This window comes from Pseudooceanicola sediminis, from assembly GCF_003575965.1.
In the GTDB taxonomy this organism is placed as follows: Bacteria; Pseudomonadota; Alphaproteobacteria; order Rhodobacterales; family Rhodobacteraceae; genus Pseudooceanicola; species Pseudooceanicola sediminis.
Map to the genome: position 1 here is coordinate 19,145 of NZ_QWJJ01000010.1, position 20,937 is coordinate 40,081.

The following is a 20,937-nucleotide window of genomic DNA, read 5'->3' on the forward strand; positions in this document are numbered from 1 at the left end:
GATCAGTTTGGCACCGCATATTTGATGCGGGCCGTGGTGTGGGCCGAAGACCGGCCCTGAATTGGGTATGCAGCGGAGTTTAGCGCCGAACGCCCCGGCTGCCACCCGCTATTGATCGCCATTGACGCAAATCAGCCAAATCGAGCCTGCCAGCAGGGGAAGGGATCGCCGTCCGCCGGGATCGCCGCATGCACGCCACGTGCAATCGCGCGCGCCATGACGATGGCGGCCGCGTGGCACAGCACCAGCATGTCGGTCTCGGGCTGGTCCAGCGGTTTTTCCCCGGTGGCGGCGCCAAAGATCAGGTCTCCGTCCGCCGGCGTATGGCTGGGCACCAGCGCACGGGCAAAACCGTCATGGGCGGTGGTTGCCAGGCGTGTGCACTGTGCCTGGTTCAAATCGGCATCGGTGGCGACGATGCCGATGGTGGTATTGCCGCGGGTGCCGGGCGATGGCAGGCCCAGCCGGTCGAGCATGGTCAGCTTGGTCAGAGGCTCATGCGGAGCGGGAAAGTCCAGTGCCACGCCTCTTCCGCCGAACTCCTGCCCCACTTCCCAAGGCGCGGCCCAGAAGTGTTCGCCCGCATTCACCGTGGCGGTGCCCAGGGCGTTGACCGCCACCATCGCCGCCACGACATGCCCCGAAGGCAGCACGACCGAGGCGGTGCCAAGCCCCCCCTTCAGCCCCGCCGTCACCGCACCGGTGCCCGCGCCGACGCTGCCCAGGTCCATATCCGTATCCGCCGCTGCAAATGCCTGACGGCCCAGCGACTTGTAAGGGTTCTCGGCCCAGTCTTTCCTGCCGCCGTTCAGCAGGTCGAACAGAATGGCCGATGGCACGATCGGCACCCGCACCGGCCCGGCCCGATAGCCCCGCCCTGCCTCGCGCAGCGCATCCGTGACACCACCGGCGGCGTCCAGCCCGAAGGCCGAGCCACCCGACAGCACCAGCGCGTCGACCTTCTGCACCGTCTTGTCGGGGGCCAGCAAATCCGTCTCGCGCGTGCCGGGTGCCCCGCCCATCACGCTGACCCCGGCGGTAAACGGGCGCACGCCCGTCAACACCGTGACACCGGTTTTCACCGCCAGATCGCGCGCCTGCCCCACCAACAGCCCCGCAACATCCGTGATCGCGTTGCGGGGGCCGGGCTGCCAGGAGGGCATCGGGGCTGAATAGGTCATCACGTGGTCCTTCTTTCGCGGCACAGAATGCCTGCATCATCGCGGGGCATCTTGCCAGATGGCACGGGATGGGCAAGATGACCACGGCCTTGGCGATGGCGTCGCCACCCGGACCCGTTCCGGTCGGGCCTTCTCACGTCCTGCACGCCGGGACCTCTGTTTCAGGAGGTCACCTTGACCAAACGTCCCGCCTTTCATCCCGTTCACAATGGCGACAAGGTCGCCCTGCCCTTTTCCGCCGCCGAATACGACGCCCGCCTTGCCGGTCTGCGCGACGCGATGGAGTTCACCGGCGCCGCCGTGGTTGTCCTCACCTCGATGCACAATATCGCCTATTATTCGGGCTTTCTCTATTGCAGCTTCGGCCGCCCCTATGCCCTGGTCGTGACCGAGGACAAATGCGTCACCATCAGCGCGGGCATCGACGCGGGCCAGCCGTGGCGGCGCAGCCATGGCGACAGCCTGACATATACCGACTGGGGCCGTGACAACTTCTGGCGCGCGGTCCAGAGCGTCACGGGCAAGGGCAAGCTGGTCGGATATGAGGGCGACCACCTGACCCTGTCCATGCGCGACAAGCTGGAGGAAGCCCTCGACCCGCTGGTCATGGTCGACATCGCCCCAGCCACAATGCGTCAGCGCCTGTTCAAGAGCGAGGCCGAGGTCGCCCTGATCCGTGAAGGCGCCCGTATCGCGGATATCGGAGGCGAGGCGATCCGTGCCGCGATCCGCGAAGGCACCCGCGAAATCGACGTCGCCATGGCCGGTCGCGACGCTATGGAACTGGCCATCGCCGAGGCGTTCCCCGATGCCGAGTACCGCGACACCTGGGTCTGGTTCCAATCCGGGCTGAACACCGACGGCGCCCACAACCCCGTTACCTCGCGCAGGTTGCAACAGGGCGACATCCTGTCACTGAACACCTTTCCGATGATCTCGGGCTACTACACGGCACTGGAACGCACCTTGTTTCTGGGTGAGCCGGATGCCGCCGCGCTGAAGATCTGGCAGGCCAATGTCGACACGCACGACTATGGCATGTCCCTGCTGAAACCCGGCGTCAGCTGCGCCGAGATCACGAGCCAGATCAATGCCTTTCTGGCGGAACGGGACCTGCTGCAATATCGCACCTTCGGGTATGGCCATTCGTTCGGGGTTCTGTCGCATTACTATGGGCGCGAAGCCGGACTGGAACTGCGCGAGGATATCGATACCGTCCTGCACCCCGGCATGGTGATCTCAATGGAACCGATGCTGACCCTGCCGCAGGGCACCCCCGGCGCGGGCGGCTACCGCGAACACGATATCCTGGTGATCACCGAGGACGGCGCCGACGACATCACCGGCTTTCCCTACGGGCCAGATCACAACATAATCGCCTGACAGGACAGGCCGGAGCGCGCCTCCGGCCTGCACGCCGACAGATGTTTATTCGCTGTGGGGGTTTGCGCCGACCCGCCCGGCGCCCCATCTCGGGACAAGACGCGCCCACGGCCTTGCACCGCCGGGGCAATGAACCTGCGGGATGCACTCCCGCGCAAGAGCGGTTACCATCGCCCCATGTTTCGCCTCGCCTTCGTGTCCTTCATCGTTCTGACGCTGCTCTACGTGGTGGCCTCGCTCTGCGCGCGCCACGCCCGTCGCGCGCGGCTGGAACGGGAATGGCAAGAGTCGGCCGCCCCCGGCAGCCGCGATGCATTCGTCGAACGGGGGCTGAAGGCGTATGACGACAGCCTTGCACGCAAGCTGATGCTGCTGATCTATGTCGTGCCTGTGGTCATTGTCGCCTTCATCATCTACGCCGTGAATTTCATGTAAGGAGAACCGGCGCATGCGCTATCTGAAATGGGCCTTCTGGGGGATCATCGCCATCATCGCGGCGGCCTTCTTCCACTATACGCTGCCGCAACACGACATCGTCCGCATCACCGACACGTTTGAAAAGCGGGTCGATTTCGGCGCCAACTCCATCTTCTGGGCCGATGCCAATACCGGAAATGCGACCGGCAATACCAACCGCGACGTGTTCTTCATCCAGTCGATCCGCGAAAACGGCAAGCCGATGGTCTATCGCAATGAAGACACCGGATGGGGCTGGCCACCGTATTTCAAGTTCGACACCAACAACCTGCAGGCGCAGGCGTCGGATCTGAAATCGACCTCAGCCAACCCGCAGTGGGTACGGGTGACGCACTACGGCTGGCGCAACGAATTCCTGTCGACCTTTCCCAACGCGGTCGGCCTCAAGGCCGTCCCGGGGCCGGATGTCACCTCGATCCCCTGGCTGAACATCATCATCCTGACGCTGGTCGCAGCGCTGTTCTGGGCCATCCGCGTGCGCTGGCTTCGATTCCGCCGCCGCCGCATCGACCCGATGCTGGAAAACGTCGAAGACAGCTATGACCGCAGCCGCTTTGCCCGCTGGCGTGCGGATCGCAACGCGAACAGGCGCGGCGACCAAAATGGCGGTACCCGCGGAACGTGATGTGCACGACAGCCGCGCAGGGTTTTGTGCTGCGCTGCGCAGCCCTTCCCATGCGCACAGGCGCTGTGCGCGCCAGGGGGCTATGCCGACCGAGGTGGCGCGCCTAGGTTGTGGCGAAACATTTCGGAGGCATTCATGGAAGTCGGTCTTTATACGTTCGGCGACGTCGGCACCAACCCGGTCACAGGCGAGAAGGTCAACGCACAGACCCGCCTGAACAACCTGCTGGAAGAGATCGAGCTGGCCGACCAGGTCGGCCTCGACGTCTTCGGCCTCGGCGAACACCACCGCCCGAACTATGCCGTCACCTCGCCCGCCACGGTCCTTGCCGCCGCCGCACGCACCACAAAGACCATCAAGCTCAGCTCGGCCGTGACCGTCCTCAGTTCCGAAGACCCGGTGCGCGCCTACCAGCAGTTCTCGACGCTCGACAACCTGACGAACGGACGCGCCGAGCTGATGGTCGGACGTGGCAGCTTCATCGAGAGCTTTCCGCTGTTCGGATATGACCTGAACGACTACGACGCGCTGTTCGAAGAAAAGCTGGCCATGCTGATGGCCATCAACGAAGATGAAAAGCTGAACTGGAAGGCGACGACGCATACGCAAGGGGTCAAGGGCGTCGGCGTCTACCCACGGCCGGTCAACGGCAAATTGCCGATCTGGATCGCCGCGGGCGGCACCCCGCAAAGCATGGTCCGCGCAGGCGCCTATGGGGCACCCCTCGCCCTCGCCATCATCGGTGGCGAACCGCGCCGCTTTGCCCCGCTGGCCGGCCTCTATCGCCGCGCCGCGGAACAAGCCGGCAATGCCAACAAGGCCCGTGTCTCTCTCAACGTGCACGGCTTCGTCGGCGAGGACGGCAAGGCCGCCGCCGACCTGTTCTTCCCCGCACAGAAGCAGGTGATGGACCAGATCGGCCGCGAACGCGGCTGGGGCCCGCAAAGCCGCGCCCAGTTCGATGCCTCGATGAGCGCCGAGGGCGCCATGTTTGTGGGCTCTCCCGCGCAATTGGTGGACAAGATCCTCGGCCTGAAAGAGGATCTCGGCTTCGACCGCGTCACTATCCAGATGGCCATTGGCGTAATCGCGCAGAAAGACATGCTGAAGGCCATCGAAGTGCTCGGCACCAAGGTTGCGCCCGAGCTGCGCAAAGCGGGCTGAACGACCGTCGGCAAAGGGGCTCTGCCCCCGTCAGCTACGCTGCCTCCCCCGGGATATTTCGAACAGGGAAACATGCAGGACGGCGCTCTTTATCATCTGGCCGAAAATACCCCCGCCGGAGGCGTTCGGCGAGCCGGGCTCGGAGATGCCATGGGAGTGCGCCGCCCTGCGGTGCTACCCACGTCGGCAATCTGGCTTTGATCCAGCTGCCGAACACGCAAGTTCAGTCTTCTAATAAAGGCAGCAACTTACCTGGGTTCATGATGCCATTCGGATCCAGCGCCCGCTTGATTGCGTGCATGGCTGCGAGGGCCGCCGGATCTTTTCGTCGGGCCATGGTCGACAGTTTGTGCGTCCCGATGCCATGTTCTGCCGAGAACGAACCTTTCAGGTCCGCAACAACATCCTCAATCGCCTCGACGAGGCTGTCCTTGTGCGCCGCTACCGGCGAGCCGGGAAAGATCGTATAGTGGATGTTCCCATCCCCCAGGTGCGCCACGACAGAGGTCGTCGCCTGGGAATCCAACTGAGCCAGGGCATTGTCTGCACGGGCGATGAAGGCATCCATGCGATCGACCGGCACGGCGACATCCATGATGATCATGGGCTTCTTCATCGCTGCGACTTCGCTGGCGGCCTCGCGCATGGCCCACATCTCGCTTCTTTGGGATTGAGATGTGGCGATCAGTGCGTCTTCGATCGCCCCGGCGTCGTGCATCTGGGCCAGCACCTCTTCGAGGTAGGAGACGATGGGCATCGAACCATCGGCTAGCGGCGTGCAATCGCGCGGCGCAAGGGCGCCGATTTCGATCAGGATGTTCACCTTGTGATTCTCGGCAAAGGGGGGGCGTGCGGTCGCCCGCAGGCGTTGGTAGTCGGCCACGTAAGTGTCTGGCATGAATTCAAAAGCTTCGACGGCGCCCCCGGTTGCCAGCTGGATGCGATTCAGCAGGTCGAGGGCCGACGCCAGGCTCTTCATTCCGACGAGCGCCGTGGCATAGGCGCCAGGCTTTGAACGCAGACGCAGGACGGCGCCGGTGATGATCCCCAATGTCCCTTCGGAGCCGATCAGCAGGTGTCGCAGGTCGTACCCGGAGTTGTTCTTGTGAAGGTCGTGCATCAGGTCGACGACATCGCCGTTGGGCAGGACCGCTTCGATTCCCAGCACCAGGTCACGCGTGTTTCCGTAGCGCAGCACGTTGGAGCCGCCTGCATTGGTGGCCAGCGCGCCGCCGATCATGGCAGAGCCGCGCGCCCCGAAAGACAGCGGAAATATCAGCCCGTGCGGTTCGACCGTTTCGTGAATTTTTGCAATGATCACACCCGCTTCCACGACGATACTGCGGGCCTCGGGGCGCATGTCGCGGATGCGGTTCATCCGTTCCAGCGACACGACCACGGCCCCCTCGCCCTGTGCGCCGCCGGCCATGCCCGTGCGTCCGCCAGCCGGGACGAGCGGTGTGCGGGTGGCATTGGCCCATTTCACCACCGCGGACACCTCTTCGGTGGAGGCGGGGCGGACCACGGCGAGGGGGGCCTGAAACGACTCGTGGCTCCAATCCCAGCCGTAGGGTTCGGCGTCCTTTCCCGTCAGAACATTGGCCGGGCCGAGGCGTGCCGTAAGCTGGTCGAGCATGGAATATCCCTTTGTATTACGAGGTTATCATGCGTCGCGGGCGCGGCGGGGGCAAGGGAGGGAGAAGCGGGCGCCACGCCATCGCGGCTATTTGCGAAGCCGTTCCAGATTTTGCCTTGACCTCGCAAATTCTCTGCCCTAGGTAGCGCCACGGTTTGGCGGAGTAGCTCAGTTGGTTAGAGCAGCGGAATCATAATCCGCGTGTCGGGGGTTCAAGTCCCTCCTCCGCTACCAAATCCTCCTTTTCACTCAAGTCCCTGAAATCATTGTGCAGGCTTGCGTCCTGCGCCTGGATGCTGGTGTTCCTGTGGCCGAAGGCAGTGCCGGGAACCGCGGGGCGGCGGGGCGCGATTCAGCCAGGACGGGGCGCAAAACGTTAATCGGGGAAACGCGGGATTTTGCGGCGTCGGTATCGCGGTGGCAGAGACGCAGGCGACTCATCGTTTACAACTGAAAACCTGCAAATCGGAACGTCGGTATCCGAACGGTGTCTGAGCGGTATCTGAACGGTGCCCGGACGCATGAAATCCCCCGGTTAAGACAGCGTGCGCCGGTTGGCGTTAACACCTAGCCGTCGCGTGCGACGACGGGTATCAGGGAAAGGCGCGTCGCAGGGGCGGGGTCAGGGTCGGGGTCGGGGTCGGGTCGGCGGCGGGGTCAGGGGCGCGGATATCTGACCGGAGGCCGCATATCTCTCATCCGGCAGAGGCGTGCCGCCAGGGTGACAGCGCACAGGCGTGCCGGTAGAAGTCAAATCGGCCAAAGGCGATCGGCCAAAATGTGACAGCTCAAACATGACAGGGCGGTGACACCTGCATGACGGGCAGGTGAATTTTCACGCGTTCCGGGGCGCTGTCAGAAAGCTTCAGAAAACTGCAACACCGCTGTCACATTCGGCCAGCACAAGCCCCCCATCAGAACCAATGGGGCATCCTATGATCCGCACGTTTTCCATTTCCGCACTGGCGCTTGTCGCGTCGATGACCGCAGCGCAGGCACAGACCGAAATCCAGTGGTGGCACGCCATGGGTGGCGAGCTGGGCCAGAAGCTGGAAGAGATTGTCGCCGCCTATAACGACAGCCAGTCCGACTATAAGGTCGTTCCGACCTACAAGGGCAGCTACGCCGAGACCATGACATCCGCCATTGCCGCCTTTCGCGCGAAAGAGCAGCCGACCATCGTTCAGGTCTTTGAGGTTGGCACCGGCACCATGATGGCGGCCGAGGGCGCGGTTTATCCCGTCTACCAGATGATGAAGGACACCGATCAGGCGTTCGACCCCAAGGCGTTCCTGCCTGCTGTCGTCGGCTATTACACCGACACCAACGGCAACATGCTGTCGATGCCCTTCAACTCCTCGACCCCGATCCTGTATTACAACAAGGACGTGTTCGAGAAAGCCGGCCTGGACCCGAACACCGCCCCCGAGACATGGGAAGACGTCGAGGCCTATTCGGCCAAGATCATGGACAGCGGCGCGGCGAACTGCGGCTTTACCACCGGCTGGATCAGCTGGGTGCAGCTGGAAAACCTGTCGGCCTGGCACAACCAGCCGATCGGCACCAAGGAAAACGGCTTTGGCGGTCTGGACGCCGAGCTGACGGTGAACGGCCCCGTGCAGGTCAAGCATTGGGAAAACCTGGCCAAGTGGCAGGAAAGCGGTGTCTTCCAATACGGTGGACCGGGTGGCGGCGATGACGCGGCACCGAAATTCTATGCGCAGGAATGCGCCATGTACATGAACTCCTCTGCCAGCCGCGCGGGTGTGATGGCCAACGCGAAAGACTTCGACGTCGGCTTTGGCATGTTGCCCTATTACGGCGACGTCGAGGGCGCGCCGCAGAACTCGATCATCGGTGGCGCGACCCTGTGGGTCCTGCAGGGCCATGAGAGCGACGAGTACAAGGCGGCGGCGAACTTCTTCAGCTACCTGTCCAGCCCGGAGGTTCAGGCGGACTGGCACCAGTTCTCGGGCTATCTGCCGATCACCAGCGCCGCCTATGACCTGGGCAAGGAACAGGGCTACTACGAGGCCAACCCCGGATCCGACGTGGCGATCAAGCAGATCACGCTGAATGCGCCGACGGCGAATTCCAAGGGTCTGCGGTTTGGCAACTACGTGCAGATCCGCGGCATCATCGACGAGGAATTCCAGGCCCTGCTGGCCGGTGACGTCGATGCGCAGACCGCGCTGGACCAGGTGGACGCACGCGGCAACGACCTGCTGCGCCAGTTCGAGGCCGCCAACAACTGATCAGGTCCGACCCTGAGCAAACCCGACCCGCGCCAGTGACGGCGCGGGTCATTGCCGTTTTCGGGCCGTTTCAGGGCCGTTTTCGGCAAGCGGCACAGCAAGTGAACCAGGACATGCAGAACAAACGCGCGATATTCGGGGCGAAGGGGTTGCCCTACCTGCTGCTGGCCCCGCAGCTGATCATCACGGCGATCTTCTTTCTCTGGCCCGCCGGGCAGGCGATCTGGCAGAGTTTCCTGCGCGAGGACGCCTTTGGCATCAAGACGACCTTTGTCGCGCTGGAGAATTATTCCCGGCTGTTTGCCGACCCGAGCTATCTGAACGCGCTGAAGGTGACGGTGGTGTTCGCCCTGTCGACCGCCGCGCTGTCGATGGGCGTGGCGCTGGTGCTGGCGCTGGCCGTCGACCGGACGCTGCGCAGTGCGCGGATCTATTCGACGCTGCTGATCTGGCCCTATGCCGTGGCGCCGGCGGTTGCGGGCGTGCTGTGGTGGTTCATGTTCAACCCGACCATCGGCATCCTGCCCTATCTGCTGAAGGGGGTGGGCTATGGCTGGAACCATGCGCTGGACCGGGGCGACGCGATGACGCTGGTGGTGATTTCCGCCGCCTGGAAGCAGATCAGCTATAACTTCCTGTTCTTTGTCGCAGGCTTGCAGGCGATCCCGGCCAGCCTGCGCGAAGCGGCCGCGATCGACGGTGCGGGCCCGGTGCGGCGGTTCTGGACGATCACCCTGCCGCTGCTGTCCCCGACGACGTTCTTCCTGCTGGTCGTGACCATCGTCTACACGATGTTCGACACCTTCGGCGTGATCGACGCGATCACCGAGGGCGGGCCGGCGCAATCGACCAACATCCTTGTCTACAAGGTCTACCAGGATGGGTTCGTGGGTCTGAACCTCGGATCTTCTGCGGCGCAATCGGTGGTGCTGATGGGCATCGTCATCGTCCTGACCGTCATCCAGTTCCGCTTTGTCGAGCGGCGCGTGAATTACTGAGGAGCGAGGGACATGGTTGAAAACCAACGCTGGCTGAACGTGCTGGCCCACGCGGTGCTGATCCTGGGGGTGCTGGTGGTGGCGCTGCCGGTCTATATCGCCCTTGTCGCATCGACGCACGAGAGCGGGGTCTTCCTGTCGGGCGTCATCCCGATGCTGCCGGGGCGCAACATGGTCGAGACCTATTCGGCGGTGCTGCGCGGGGGCCTGTCGTCGCAGATGTCGCAGCCGATCTGGCTGATGCTGGGCAATTCGATGATCATGGCGATGATGATCGCCGTCGGCAAGATCGTCATCTCGATCACCTCGGCCTTTGCCATCGTGTATTTCCGGTTTCCGTTCCGGGGGCTGGCGTTCTGGATGATCTTCATCACGCTGATGCTGCCGGTCGAGGTGCGGATCCTGCCGACCTACAAGGTGATTGCCGACCTCGGGATGCTGAACAGCTATGCCGGTCTGTCGATCCCGCTGATCGCCTCGGCCACGGCGACGTTCCTGTTCCGGCAGGTGTTCCTGACGATGCCGGACGAGCTGGTGGAGGCGGCGCGGATCGATGGCGCGGGGCCGATGAAGTTCTTTCGCGACATCCTGCTGCCGCTGAGCCGGACCAATATCGCGGCGCTGTTCGTGATCTTGTTCATCTATGGCTGGAACCAGTACCTGTGGCCGCTGCTGGTCACCACCGACCCCAGCTATACGACCATCGTGGCAGGCATCAAGCGGATGACCGACGTGGCCGACGGCACCCCCCAATGGAATTACATCATGGCGGTCGCGATGCTGGCAATGCTGCCGCCCGTCGCCGTCGTGGTGTTCATGCAAAGGCTTTTCGTGAAGGGCCTGATCGAGACGGAGAAATAACCATGGCCACCCTGACGCTAGAGAGCCTGGGCAAGACCTATGACAGCGGCGCAAGCGCCGTCAGCGGCATCAACATCGACGTGGCCGACGGCGAGTTCCTGGTGCTGGTCGGCCCGTCGGGTTGCGGCAAATCCACCCTGCTGCGGATGATCGCGGGTCTGGAAACCGTGACCCACGGCAGCATCCGCATCGGCCCCCGCGAGGTGAACAGGCTGGAACCGGCGGATCGCGACATCGCGATGGTGTTCCAGAACTACGCGCTTTATCCGCATATGTCGGTGCGCGAGAACCTGTCCTATGGTCTGCGCAACCGCCGCATGGCCCGCGCCGAGATCACCCGCCGCGTCGAGGAGGCCGCGCGCATCCTCGAGATCGGGGATTTTCTTGAGCGCAAGCCGCGCGCCCTGTCGGGGGGCCAGCGGCAGCGGGTCGCGATGGGGCGCGCCATCGTGCGCGAACCTTCGGTGTTCCTGTTCGACGAACCGCTGTCAAACCTGGATGCCAAGCTGCGCGTCACCATGCGCGGCGAAATCCGCAACCTGCAAAAGCGGCTTGGCACCACGTCGGTCTATGTCACCCACGACCAGCTTGAGGCGATGACGCTGGCGGACCGGCTGGTGGTGCTGCGCGCGGGCAAGGTGGAACAGATCGGCACGCCGCTGGAGGTGTACCAGCGCCCGGCCTCGACCTTTGTCGCGGAATTCATCGGTTCGCCCGCGATGAACCTGCTGGACGGCGTGATGGAACATGGCCGCCTGGCCATCGGCACGGCGACGATGCGCCTGCCCGATGCCCATTGCGGGCCCGTCCGGGTGGGTGTGCGCGCCGAGGATCTGCGCGCGGTTCCCGGGGGCACGCAGGGCGCCCTGCCGGTGCGCCTGTCCTATGTCGAGGAACTGGGATCGCAGCGGCTGGGGCATTTCGACTGCGCGGGCGCGCGGCTGATCGCGGCCTTCCCGTCAGGTCAGGGTCTGAGCGAGGAAATGGCGCTGATGGCCGACCCCGAAGCGCTGCACCTGTTCGGGGCCGATGGGATGCGGTTGACCTGATGCGGGCGCGCCGCCGTGCGGGGGGACCCCGGCGCGGCGGCGCACATTGGAAAAACGCCGCCAGGCGGGACAATCTGATCGGGGGCCAATCTGATCGGGGGCCAAGATGATGGAGAGCCGATCTGATGGAGGGTCAGTTTGCGGCGCGGATCAGGTTGCGGTACGGGTCACATCGCGTTGCAGCACGGGCGCAATCAGCGCGATCAACAGGGCAAAGCCGCCCAGCAGCATGAAGGCGATGCGCAGCGAGCTGACCTCGGCCACGAAGCCGATCACCGGCGGCCCCAGCAGCATCGCGCCATAGCCCAGCGTCGCGACCGAGGCGATGCCCTGCCCCGGTGGCACGATCGGATCGGCGGCGGCACGGCTGAAGGCCAGTGGCACGAGTGCGGCATAGCCGACCCCCATCAGAACGAACCCCAGCAGCGCGGCGGGCAGCGTGGCAACGCCCGTGGCGATGGCAATGCCGAGCGCGGCGGCAAGACCACCACAGCGGGCCACCACCGTCGGGCCGAGACGGGTGATCAGAGGGTCGACGCCGAGGCGCATGGCAACCATGGTGACCGAGAAGGCCGCGTATCCCAGGGTCGCCTGCGCCTCGCCCGAACCGGCGACGTCGCGCAGGAAGATCGCGCTCCAATCCGCCAGGGCGCCTTCGCCCAGACCGGCGGACAGGGCGATCACCCCGACCAGCACCAGCGGGCCGCGCGGCAGGGCAAAGACCGGGGAATTGCGGTCGTGCGCGCGGGTGGCGGATGTCCATTTGCACAGGGTCATCGGTGCCAGCAGCAGCGCCGCCAGCAGCGCGAGGATGGCAAAATGCCCAGCGATGGACAGGTCAAAACTGGTCGCCGCAAAACCGCTGGCGGCCCCCAGGCCCGCGCCAAGGCTCCACATCGCGTGAAACGAGGACATGATGGAGCGGCGCAGGTGTTTTTCCACCTCGCTGGCCCAGCTGTTCATCGCCACGTCCATCGCGCCATGACACATGCCGAACAGGAACAGCGCCACGCCCAGCCATGCCGCACCGGGGGCCAGGCCGATCAGGATCAGCGTGGACAGGTAGAACGCGATGATCCAGCGGGTCAGGCGCACGGCGCCGAACCCATCGGCGAGCCGCCCGGCCAGCGGAAAGGAAACCAGCGCCCCGACCCCCATGACCAGCAGCAACAGACCGAAGCCGGATTCGCTCAGCCCATGTTTTTCGACGACGGCGGGCACGCGCGAGGCCCAGCCGCCCAGCAGCAGGCCGTTCAGGGCGAAGGCGGCAGACGTGGCGCGCCGGGGGGTGCGGAAGGGTGTGCGGAGGGGCGGGCGGCCGGGGGTATACGCGGGGGTGTCGATCTCAGCCATGCAGGGGCGCGGCGATCGACGTGGCGGGAAAGGTCGGGGGGATTTGCATCGGCGTGCCCTTGTGCATCACCCGTATCTGCCGGGTCCGTTACCCTTCCTAGACCGGGCGGTCAGCGGACCTCAATGGCGATTTTCGCGGTATGCCCTGCGGCCATGAAAAAGGCCCGCGCCGGGGGCACGGGCCTGTTCGGTCGCAGGGGAGGTGCCGCGTGTCAGCCCGACACGATGCGGGCATAGAGGCGGAAGGGCAGAAGCCGGCCCAGCACGGTAAAGACCCATGCAAAGGGCCGCGGAAAGCTGATCTGGCGCGACTCCGGGTTTCGGATCAGGCCCATGACGTGATAGGCTGCCTGCTGCGGGTCCATCAGCTGCGGCATGGAAAATTCGTTCTTGGAGGTCAGGCGCGTGCGGATGAAACCGGGGTTGGCCACCTGCACCGATACACCCGTGCCCTGAAGGTCGATAAACATGTCTTCGGCGAGGTGGCGCAGCGCGGCCTTGCTGGCGCCATAGCCAATCGCGCCGGGCAGGCCCTTGAAGGCCGCCAGCGAACCGATCAGCACGATATGCCCGTAATCCCGCGCCGCCCAGTCGGGCACCGTGCGCCCCAGAACCCGCATGGCGCCCATGAAGTTCGCCTCGCAGATCTGTTCGGCCTTGTCGGCGTTCCACTCTTGTGCGGTCATCGGGTCGTATTGGCCGACGCAATAGATCAGCCCGTCGGCCTGCCCCCCGACGGCGACGGCGGCCTTGACCGAGTCGAGATCGGTGACATCCAGTGGCAGTACCTGAGCGCCCTTGATGTCGGCGGCAAGGTCGCGCAGCCGGTCTTCGCTGCGGGCCGACAGGATGACCTGCGCACCGAGGCGCGACATTTCACGGGCGATGGTGCGCCCCAGTCCTTCGCTGGCACCGATGATCCAGTAGGTCTTGCCTTGCAGGTTGCGCGGAGCCATGGGGATTTCCTTTGGAACGGGGCTCGAACAGGAGCGATGTAAACGTGACGGGACGCGGCCAGATCAGGTCACTGGCCAGATCAGGACACAGGTATGCGTCTAAGAAAAACGAGAGCCAAGGCGATAAGTTTCACGACGCAGGGTAAAACTGCGTAGGAAAAATTTAAAATTTGCAGCGCATTTGGCGAGTTTTCGCCGCCCGGCACGTATCCGTAGGCCTGAAGCAGCGGCAATGTGCCGACGGCGGCCAGAGCGAGCGACAGCTTGGTCGCCATCGACCACAGCCCGAACGCCTGCCCGCCGGACAACCCGGCCCGCGCCAGCGCCGTCGAAAAGAGGACCGGCAGGATCACCAGATCGGCGCCGAGGGCCGCACCGGACGCGACACATATGACCGAAAAGGCCAGCGCCGCCCCGGAGGGCAGCAGCGCCGCGCCGGAAAAGGCGAGGATCGTCATCGCCATGCCGCAGACCAGCACAGGCCGGTTGCCAAAGCGCGCCGCCGCCCGCGCCCAGAGCGGTGCCGCCAGCCCGGCGGACAGAAAGAACAGGATCAGGAACGGCCCGGCGAGATCGGGCAGCCCGAGGCGGTCTTCGACGAAGAACAGGAACAGGGTCGATGTCAGCGCGGCGGGCAGGGCATTCACGCAGGCCAGCACCAGCAGCGCACCGCCGCCCGATGCGATCAGGGCCCTGACGGTCAGCGGCGCGGCGGCGGGGGCGCTGATCCGCCACAGGGGACGGGCGCACCAGCCCCCGGCCAGAGCGAGGACTGCAATCACCGCGCCGAACAGCGGGTAGGTCAGATCCTCACCCGCAATCGCCGCCAGCAGGCCGGGCGCGGCGGCGGCCAGCAGCACGCCGATCACCAGCCCGGTTTCGCGCCAGGCCGCCACCCCCAGATGGCCTGCCCCGCCGCCGGGCGCCACGGTATCGGGTGCCTCGTCCACGTCGGCGGAGATGGAGGCAGGGATCGAGGCAGAGGCGGGCGTGGGGCGTTGCACGGAAACCGGCGCAGTCTGCGGTGCCTTGGGCTGTGGGACGCGCACAGTCGATGCGGGCGCATTTTCCGGCCCCATGGCGACTCCAGCGTCCGGGCCAGCCGGGGGCGTGGTACGGGACGCAGCACTGGGCGCAGTAAGGGGCGCAGAACGGGGCGCAGTAAGGGGCACGGTCTGGCGGGCAATCGCTTCGGTCTGGCCATAGAGCAGGATGGTGGCGAGGCTGTAGGCGGTAAAGATACCCACCAGAAGGCCCGTCACCCACACCACGGGATCAATTGGCGGCGGCACGGAAAACAGCAGCAGAAATCCCCCGCCAAGCGCCGCACAGGCCAGCCCGGCAAAGACCGGGCGCGCCCTTGGCCAGCGGTCGACCATCCAGCCCAGCGCGGGATCTTCGACAACGTCCAGCACCCGGATCGCGATCAGGATGAAGCCGACGGTGGACAGGCTGAGGCCAAGCTCGGCCCCGGCAAAGCGGGGCAGGTGGATATAGAGTGGCAGCCCGGCCACCGAGAGCATCGCGGCAAAGGGCAGGATGCGCCAGCGGCGCAGCGGGGGCGTCACGGCGCGGGCCTAGCCGCCGCGCAACCGGCGCGACAGGCGCGGGCTGCGGGTGTCGTCGCCCAGCCATATGCCCAGAAAGCGCCGCTTGATACCCGGATGCGACACATCACAGGTCTGCCGTCCGTTCAGCCACATGCGCAGGTGGTCGTCGCCATCCGACGCGGCGACATAGCGATCGCCGCTGTCGACGGTTCCCATGCACCGCGCAAGCTGTTGTTTCAGTTGTGGCAGGTCGGCACTGGGCCCTTCGACACGGGCGATTTCATCCATCGAGGTGTCGAGCAGGTCGTCGCCGTCGATGCCCATGGCATAGGTCAGTTGCAGCGCCATCGGGGCGGCCCAGTCGAAGCGTGCGGCACTGCTCCACAAGGCTGCATCGTAGATGTGGATGCCCAACCACGTGAACCGGGCCTGCCCGAGCAACCTGGGGGCGGCAACGGTGCTGCCGGCCTCGGCAGGCAAAGGTTGGGTTTGGGCCTGTGCCTGGGTGTTGCCGGCGATGACCGCCAGGCAGAGGGCAACGAAAAGAACCGTAGCGGGGAACACCCGCCCGGGCCGCGCGGCGGCCAGCCCGGCCGCGACCGGGGTGCGCCGCCCAGTGGCACCGGGGCTACGCATGGCGCAGCTCGACCTGGACGACGTCGGTCTGGCCCACGGCAAAGGAGGCGGCACAGATCTCGAGGTAGTAGCGCCAGCTGCGCAGGAACGCAGGGCCATAGCCCAGACGTTCGATGCGGCCTGCCTCGGCATCCATGCGGGCCAGCCACGTGCGGCAGGTGCGGGCGTAGTCGTGGCCGAAGGCAAAGGTGTCCGTCACGCGCAGGCCCGCCCCCTCGGCGGCCCGGCGGATCTGCCCATCAGACAGCAACATGCCGCCCGGAAAGGAATGCTGACGGATAAAATCGGAGCTGCTGCGATAGGTCGGGAAATAGCGGTCGGGCACGGTGATCGCCTGCACCACCGCCCGGCCACTGTCAGACAGGCGCGCCTTCATCGTCGCAAAGAAGGTCGGCCAATAGCGCTCTCCCACGGCCTCGATCATCTCGATCGAGACGATGCCATCGTATTTGCCCGCGCTGTCGCGGTAATCGCGCAGCTGGATGTCGGCCTGACCATCCAGGCGGGCATCGGCATAGCCTTTTTGCGCGGGCGAGATCGTCAGCCCGGTGACGTAGCGCCCCTGACGCGCGGCCCGTTCGGCAAAGCCCCCCCAGCCGCAACCGATTTCAAGCAGGCGTTCGCCGTCGCCCACGCGGTCGAGAATGCGGTCGTATTTTCGCATCTGGCCGCGCCCGAGGTCCATGTCGCCGGGGCTGAACAGGGCCGAGGAATAGGTCATCGACGGGTCGAGCCAGAGCTGGAAGAATTCGTTGCCCACATCGTAGTGGGCGCGGATGTTGCGCGACGATCCGCTGCGCGAATTGGCCCGAAGCAGGCGGTCGATGGTGCGGAACTTGAGACTTTGCCATGGGCTGGCGTAGGCATAGCGGCGGAACTGGTCGAGGTTCTTCAGCGCCAGCACGGTCAGCGCCTCGATCGAGGGAGTGTCCCAGAGGCCGTCGATGTAGGCTTCGCCCAGGCCGACGTCACCGCGGGCCAGGGCGGCGGAAATCGCGGACCAGTCGTTGATCTGCATTTCGGCCTCGACACCGCTAGACCCGAAATGGTGCACCTCGCCTTCGGGGGTGCGCAGGGTCAGGCGACCGGTCTCGATCACCTCGCAGCTTTTGAGGAATTCGGATTTCAGGCGGTTGGTCAGGATCGGCATCACGAAATCTCCTCGGCTGGGGGGGCCGGTCGGGTGCGATAGGGGGCACGTTTCAGTTTCAGGCGTATGGCCTGCCAGTAGATCAGCGCCACGGTGCGCAGCGCCCCGAACGGGCGGCGCAGCAGGGCCGAGCGCAGCAGGCCCGCGCTGGTCAGGGGGCGGCGCGGGCCGGTCAGGGTGGCATACAGCCCCTCTGGCCCGTTGCCATGGTTGATGAAGATGGCGACACGGTCGTCGCGGATGTCGAAGCGGAAGTCGTAGTCGCCCGCGACATCCTGGAACGGAGAGACGTGCATCACCTTGCGCGCGCCGAGGTGATCCTGGCCCGAGATCGGCAGGAAACCGGGATGCGCGCAGACATAGTTGTGACGGTCGCCGAAGGTATTGTTGACCTCGGCTATGACGGCGACCAGCGCCGCGCCCTCATACACCAGCCAGAAGGACACCGGGTTGAACAGCGCGCCGAAAAAGCCCGGCTGGGTCAGCAGCAGGATCCGGCTGATGCGGACGGCGGCAAGGCCACGTTCGGCCAGGACATCGCGCACCCAGGCGACGCCGCGCCCCTGCCCGCGCGGCCCGCCATGGTTGCGGTCCTGCACCGATGCGAGGTTGAAGCCGTTGCGCGAGAACAGCAGCGGGGTGTCCGGGCTGTCGGGGTCGATCAGCACGTAATCGACCGAGTACCGAAAGCTGTGGGCAATGGCGCCGCGCCGCGCATGGACCGTATGGCCAGGGATCAGCTGGGCAGAGGTGGTCATGTCATGGCCAGTTGCGGATCGAGCTGGCGAGCGACGCGGACGGCGCTGGCAAAACCGTCTTCGTGAAAGCCATGCCGCAGCCAGGCCCCGGCAAACCAGGTGCCGTTCTGCCCCTGCATCGCCTGAATTTGCTTTTGCGCCTTCAGCGCGGGGCCGTCGAAGACCGGGTGGCGAAAGGTTTTCTGATCGTAGATCAGGTCATCGCGGATCGTCTGGCAGGGGTTGAGCGAGACGAACAGCGGATCGCCCTCATCTATGTTTTGCAGGCGGTTCATCCAGTAGGTGACGCCGATCTGGCTCTGCTGTGCCGTGGTATCGGCCTTGTAGACCCATGAGGACCAGCAGGCCCTTCGGCGCGGCATCTGCGTTTCGTCGCGATGCAGGATCATGTGGTTGTCCTGATAGCCGACGGCGGACAGGGCGGCATGTTCCGCCGCCGTCGGCTGCGCCAGCAGGCGCAGGGCCTGATCGGAATGACAGGCCATGATGACCTGATCGAACGCCTCAGGCTCTGCCCCGGCGACGTGCACCTGGGGGCGCAGGCCGTCGCGGGTGACGGCCTGGATCGGCGCGCCCGTGCGAATCTCGGTACCATTGGCCCGCAACGCGGCCTCCAGCCGGCGCACGTATTCGATCGACCCGCCACTGACCGTCCACCACTGGTGCTGGCCGCGCGCCGAGAGCAGCGCGTGATTGCGAAAGAACTGAACGAGGGAGCGGGCGGGAAAGGCGGTGATGCCGTCGGGCGGAGTCGACCAGATCGCGCCGCAGATCGGCTTGAGGTAATAGTCGCGAAACCATGTGCCGAGGTTCAGTTCGGCCATCAGGTCGCCCACGGTCATCGTGTCGTCGAACGCCGTCGCCTCGGCGCGCGCGTTAAAGCGCAGGATGTCACGGACCATGCGGGCAAAACCGGGGCGCAGCAGGTTTCGCCGCTGGCCAAAGACAGCGGCAATGTCGCGCAGACCGTATTCGACCTGGCCGTTGTTGATGGTCGCGCCAAAGCTCATGTCGCTCTTCTCGACCGGCACGTCGAGATCCCGGAACATCGAGGTCAGATGCGGGTAATTTGAATAGTTGAAGACGATGAACCCGGTGTCGACCGGCTGATCGCCGTTGCGCCCCGCCATGACGGTGCGGGCGTGCCCGCCCAGACGTGTATCGGATTCGTACAGCGTGACCCGATGGTGGGGCGACAGCAGGTAGGCCGCCGCCAGACCCGAAATGCCACCGCCGATGATGGCGATGCGCTGTGGTCGCATCGATAGCGCGTCGAATGACATGGTCGCTCCCTGTGTGACGTGCCCGGCCTTGTGTCGCCGGTCAGACGCGGCCCGCAGGGACCGCCCCGTGAAACCAGCCTCCCGAGGGGGCCAGTCGCTTGACGTTTCGATAAAAGGTACGGCGGGGCGCGCGAAACAGTTCACTCGGGTCACAAAAAAATATTTGTGATCCGGTTCCGGCGGGGTTGCGTAACTGGCTTATGTTGAACCCTGACCCAATGCCTGCGACACTTGTTCCGATGCGCCCCCGTTTGCGGGTGGTGCGTGCCGCTGCGCGGAAAGGCAGAGCAAAATTGGCCGACGTTCAGAATGACAGTCATACGACCGAGGGACAGAACACCGACGGGCAGACGACCGACCGGAGCCAGCAGATCGCGTGGATGCTGGCGGTGCGCGACCAGCGTGACCGTGACAGTTTTGCCCGGCTGTTCGGGTTCTACGCGCCCCGGATCAAGGGAATGCTGATGCGATCCGGGATGCCTGCCGCCGCCGCCGAAGACGTGGTGCAGGACGTGATGCTGGCCGTGTGGCACAAGGCGGCGCAGTTCGATCCGGCGCGGTCGCAGGTGTCGGGCTGGATCTACAAGATTGCGCGCAACCGGCAGATCGACATCGCCCGCAAGGCACAGCGCCCCCTGCCCGAACCGGTCGAGACGGAAACACCCCCCGAGGCGGATCCCGGTCACTTGGTCGCCTTTCAGGAAGAGGCCGGCCAGTTGAAAGACGCGCTGAGCCGCCTCAGCCCCGAACAGCGCGACCTGATCGTGCGGGCCTATATCGGGGATCTGACGCACCGCGAAATCCAGACCGAAACCGGCCTGCCGATGGGCACGATCAAGTCGCGCATCCGCCTGGGACTGGACCGCCTGAGACATGAATTGAAGGACTTGCGAAGCTGATGAGCGCGATTGCACATCATATCCCCGAACAGATGATTGCCGGCTACGTGTCCGGCACCCTGCCACCGGCGTTCGAGATGGTCGTCGCGGCGCATGTGTCGATGTGCGACGCCTGCCGCGCCGCCCTTGAGGCGCATGAAACCCTTGCGGGTGCGCTGTTGGAGGCGACGACGCAGGAGCAGCCGATCGAGAACGACCTGCTGTCGCGCGTGATGGACCGGCTGGACGCGCCGGCGGCCCCTGCCCCGCAGGTGCGGCGCATGGACATCTACCCCGGTCCCGTGGCCGCGGCGCTGGATCACAAGCCGCCGCGCTGGCGGGCCGCCGGTGGTGGCGTGCGCCAGCAGATCCTGTTCGAGGACGGCAAGGGGTCGGTGCGTCTGCTGTATATCCCCGGTGGCATGGCGGTGCCGGACCACGGCCACCGCGGTACCGAGCTGACGATGGTGCTGTCCGGCGCGTTTCACGACGAGACCGGCCAGTTCGGTGTCGGCGACGTGGAGGTCGCGGACGAATCGCTGGAGCACACGCCGACGGCGGACGCGGGTGAACCTTGCATCTGTCTGGCCGCCACCGATGCACGGCTGCGGTTCAATTCGATCCTGCCGCGCCTTGCGCAGCCCTTTCTGCGGATCTGATTTCACCGGTCGCGGTGAGGTTCCGACCTCGGGGAAGGGCGGGTCGGCAGGGCGGCACGTTACAAAACCTTCATTTGCGCCCGGG

Annotated in this window: 19 protein-coding genes and 1 tRNA gene; 11 read left to right on the forward strand and 9 right to left on the reverse strand. The window is 65.2% G+C overall.

Annotated elements, in window-relative coordinates; all coding sequences use genetic code 11:
• Positions 1-131: 131 nt before the first annotated feature.
• A complete protein-coding gene (locus DL237_RS12225; RefSeq protein WP_233544979.1) occupies positions 132-1,181 on the reverse strand; it encodes a P1 family peptidase in 1,050 nt (349 codons plus the stop codon).
• Positions 1,182-1,355: 174 nt separating this feature from the next.
• On the opposite strand from DL237_RS12225, the gene DL237_RS12230 reads away from it, so the two are divergent.
• From DL237_RS12230 to DL237_RS12245, 4 genes are all read left to right on the forward strand, one after another.
• Complete coding sequence (locus tag DL237_RS12230; RefSeq protein WP_119399356.1) at positions 1,356-2,564, forward strand: aminopeptidase P family protein; 1,209 nt, start codon at positions 1,356-1,358, stop codon at positions 2,562-2,564.
• 177 nt (positions 2,565-2,741) lie between these two features.
• The gene (locus DL237_RS12235) at positions 2,742-2,999 is read left to right on the forward strand and encodes a hypothetical protein (RefSeq protein WP_119399497.1); all 258 of its coding nucleotides are present in this window, start codon (positions 2,742-2,744) and stop codon (positions 2,997-2,999) included.
• Positions 3,000-3,012: 13 nt separating this feature from the next.
• Positions 3,013-3,666 carry a DUF1523 family protein gene (locus tag DL237_RS12240; RefSeq protein WP_119399357.1) on the forward strand — a complete coding sequence of 218 codons (654 nt, stop codon included), beginning with the start codon at positions 3,013-3,015 and terminating at the stop codon, positions 3,664-3,666.
• A gap of 135 nt (positions 3,667-3,801) precedes the next feature.
• Positions 3,802-4,830: an LLM class flavin-dependent oxidoreductase gene (locus DL237_RS12245; protein WP_119399358.1), complete on the forward strand. Its 1,029-nt coding sequence runs from the start codon at positions 3,802-3,804 to the stop codon at positions 4,828-4,830.
• Between the two features lie 223 nt (positions 4,831-5,053).
• Here DL237_RS12245 and DL237_RS12250 read toward each other — a convergent pair whose 3' ends face one another.
• Positions 5,054-6,466, reverse strand: a complete 1,413-nt coding sequence (locus DL237_RS12250) for an FAD-binding oxidoreductase (RefSeq protein ID WP_119399359.1) — start codon at positions 6,464-6,466, stop codon at positions 5,054-5,056.
• A gap of 157 nt (positions 6,467-6,623) precedes the next feature.
• Between DL237_RS12250 and DL237_RS12255 the strand changes: the two genes are divergently transcribed.
• The 5 genes from DL237_RS12255 to DL237_RS12275 all read left to right on the forward strand — a co-directional run bounded on the left by DL237_RS12255 (position 6,624) and on the right by DL237_RS12275 (position 11,629).
• Positions 6,624-6,700 (forward strand) — tRNA-Met (locus tag DL237_RS12255).
• A gap of 701 nt (positions 6,701-7,401) precedes the next feature.
• Positions 7,402-8,721, forward strand: a complete 1,320-nt coding sequence (ugpB, locus tag DL237_RS12260; RefSeq protein ID WP_119399360.1) for a sn-glycerol-3-phosphate ABC transporter substrate-binding protein UgpB — start codon at positions 7,402-7,404, stop codon at positions 8,719-8,721.
• Positions 8,722-8,834: 113 nt separating this feature from the next.
• A complete protein-coding gene (ugpA, locus tag DL237_RS12265) occupies positions 8,835-9,719 on the forward strand; it encodes a sn-glycerol-3-phosphate ABC transporter permease UgpA (RefSeq protein WP_119399498.1) in 885 nt (294 codons plus the stop codon).
• A 12-nt stretch (positions 9,720-9,731) separates the two neighbouring features.
• Positions 9,732-10,580 carry a sn-glycerol-3-phosphate ABC transporter permease UgpE gene (gene ugpE, locus DL237_RS12270; protein WP_119399361.1) on the forward strand — a complete coding sequence of 283 codons (849 nt, stop codon included), beginning with the start codon at positions 9,732-9,734 and terminating at the stop codon, positions 10,578-10,580.
• 2 nt (positions 10,581-10,582) lie between these two features.
• Positions 10,583-11,629: an ABC transporter ATP-binding protein gene (locus tag DL237_RS12275; RefSeq protein WP_119399362.1), complete on the forward strand. Its 1,047-nt coding sequence runs from the start codon at positions 10,583-10,585 to the stop codon at positions 11,627-11,629.
• 150 nt (positions 11,630-11,779) lie between these two features.
• Here the strand turns inward: DL237_RS12275 and DL237_RS12280 are convergent, their stop codons facing one another.
• The 7 genes from DL237_RS12280 to DL237_RS12310 form a co-directional block, all read right to left on the reverse strand.
• Positions 11,780-12,982 carry an MFS transporter gene (locus tag DL237_RS12280; RefSeq protein ID WP_119399363.1) on the reverse strand — a complete coding sequence of 401 codons (1,203 nt, stop codon included), beginning with the start codon at positions 12,980-12,982 and terminating at the stop codon, positions 11,780-11,782.
• Between the two features lie 212 nt (positions 12,983-13,194).
• Complete coding sequence (locus tag DL237_RS12285; RefSeq protein WP_119399364.1) at positions 13,195-13,938, reverse strand: SDR family NAD(P)-dependent oxidoreductase; 744 nt, start codon at positions 13,936-13,938, stop codon at positions 13,195-13,197.
• Positions 13,939-14,018: 80 nt separating this feature from the next.
• A complete protein-coding gene (locus tag DL237_RS12290; protein ID WP_119399365.1) occupies positions 14,019-15,506 on the reverse strand; it encodes an MFS transporter in 1,488 nt (495 codons plus the stop codon).
• 9 nt (positions 15,507-15,515) lie between these two features.
• Entirely contained in the window at positions 15,516-16,124 is a 609-nt protein-coding gene (locus DL237_RS12295; RefSeq protein WP_158585632.1) for a chalcone isomerase family protein, read from the reverse strand.
• Positions 16,117-17,274 (reverse strand): SAM-dependent methyltransferase, encoded by a 1,158-nt coding sequence (locus DL237_RS12300; protein WP_119399367.1) that lies wholly within the window; start codon positions 17,272-17,274, stop codon positions 16,117-16,119. Before DL237_RS12300 ends, DL237_RS12295 begins: the two co-directional genes overlap by 8 nt.
• Positions 17,274-18,032, reverse strand: coding sequence for a DUF1365 domain-containing protein (locus tag DL237_RS12305; protein WP_119399368.1), 759 nt, complete (start codon positions 18,030-18,032; stop codon positions 17,274-17,276). The genes DL237_RS12300 and DL237_RS12305 overlap by 1 nt, the downstream gene beginning before the upstream one ends.
• Positions 18,029-19,315, reverse strand: a complete 1,287-nt coding sequence (locus DL237_RS12310; RefSeq protein ID WP_119399369.1) for an NAD(P)/FAD-dependent oxidoreductase — start codon at positions 19,313-19,315, stop codon at positions 18,029-18,031. The genes DL237_RS12305 and DL237_RS12310 overlap by 4 nt, the downstream gene beginning before the upstream one ends.
• Positions 19,316-19,608: 293 nt before the next feature.
• Between DL237_RS12310 and DL237_RS12315 the strand changes: the two genes are divergently transcribed.
• Complete coding sequence (locus tag DL237_RS12315) at positions 19,609-20,214, forward strand: sigma-70 family RNA polymerase sigma factor (RefSeq protein WP_233544980.1); 606 nt, start codon at positions 19,609-19,611, stop codon at positions 20,212-20,214.
• Positions 20,214-20,852, forward strand: coding sequence for a ChrR family anti-sigma-E factor (locus tag DL237_RS12320; RefSeq protein ID WP_119399370.1), 639 nt, complete (start codon positions 20,214-20,216; stop codon positions 20,850-20,852). Before DL237_RS12315 ends, DL237_RS12320 begins: the two co-directional genes overlap by 1 nt.
• Positions 20,853-20,937 lie beyond the last annotated feature (85 nt).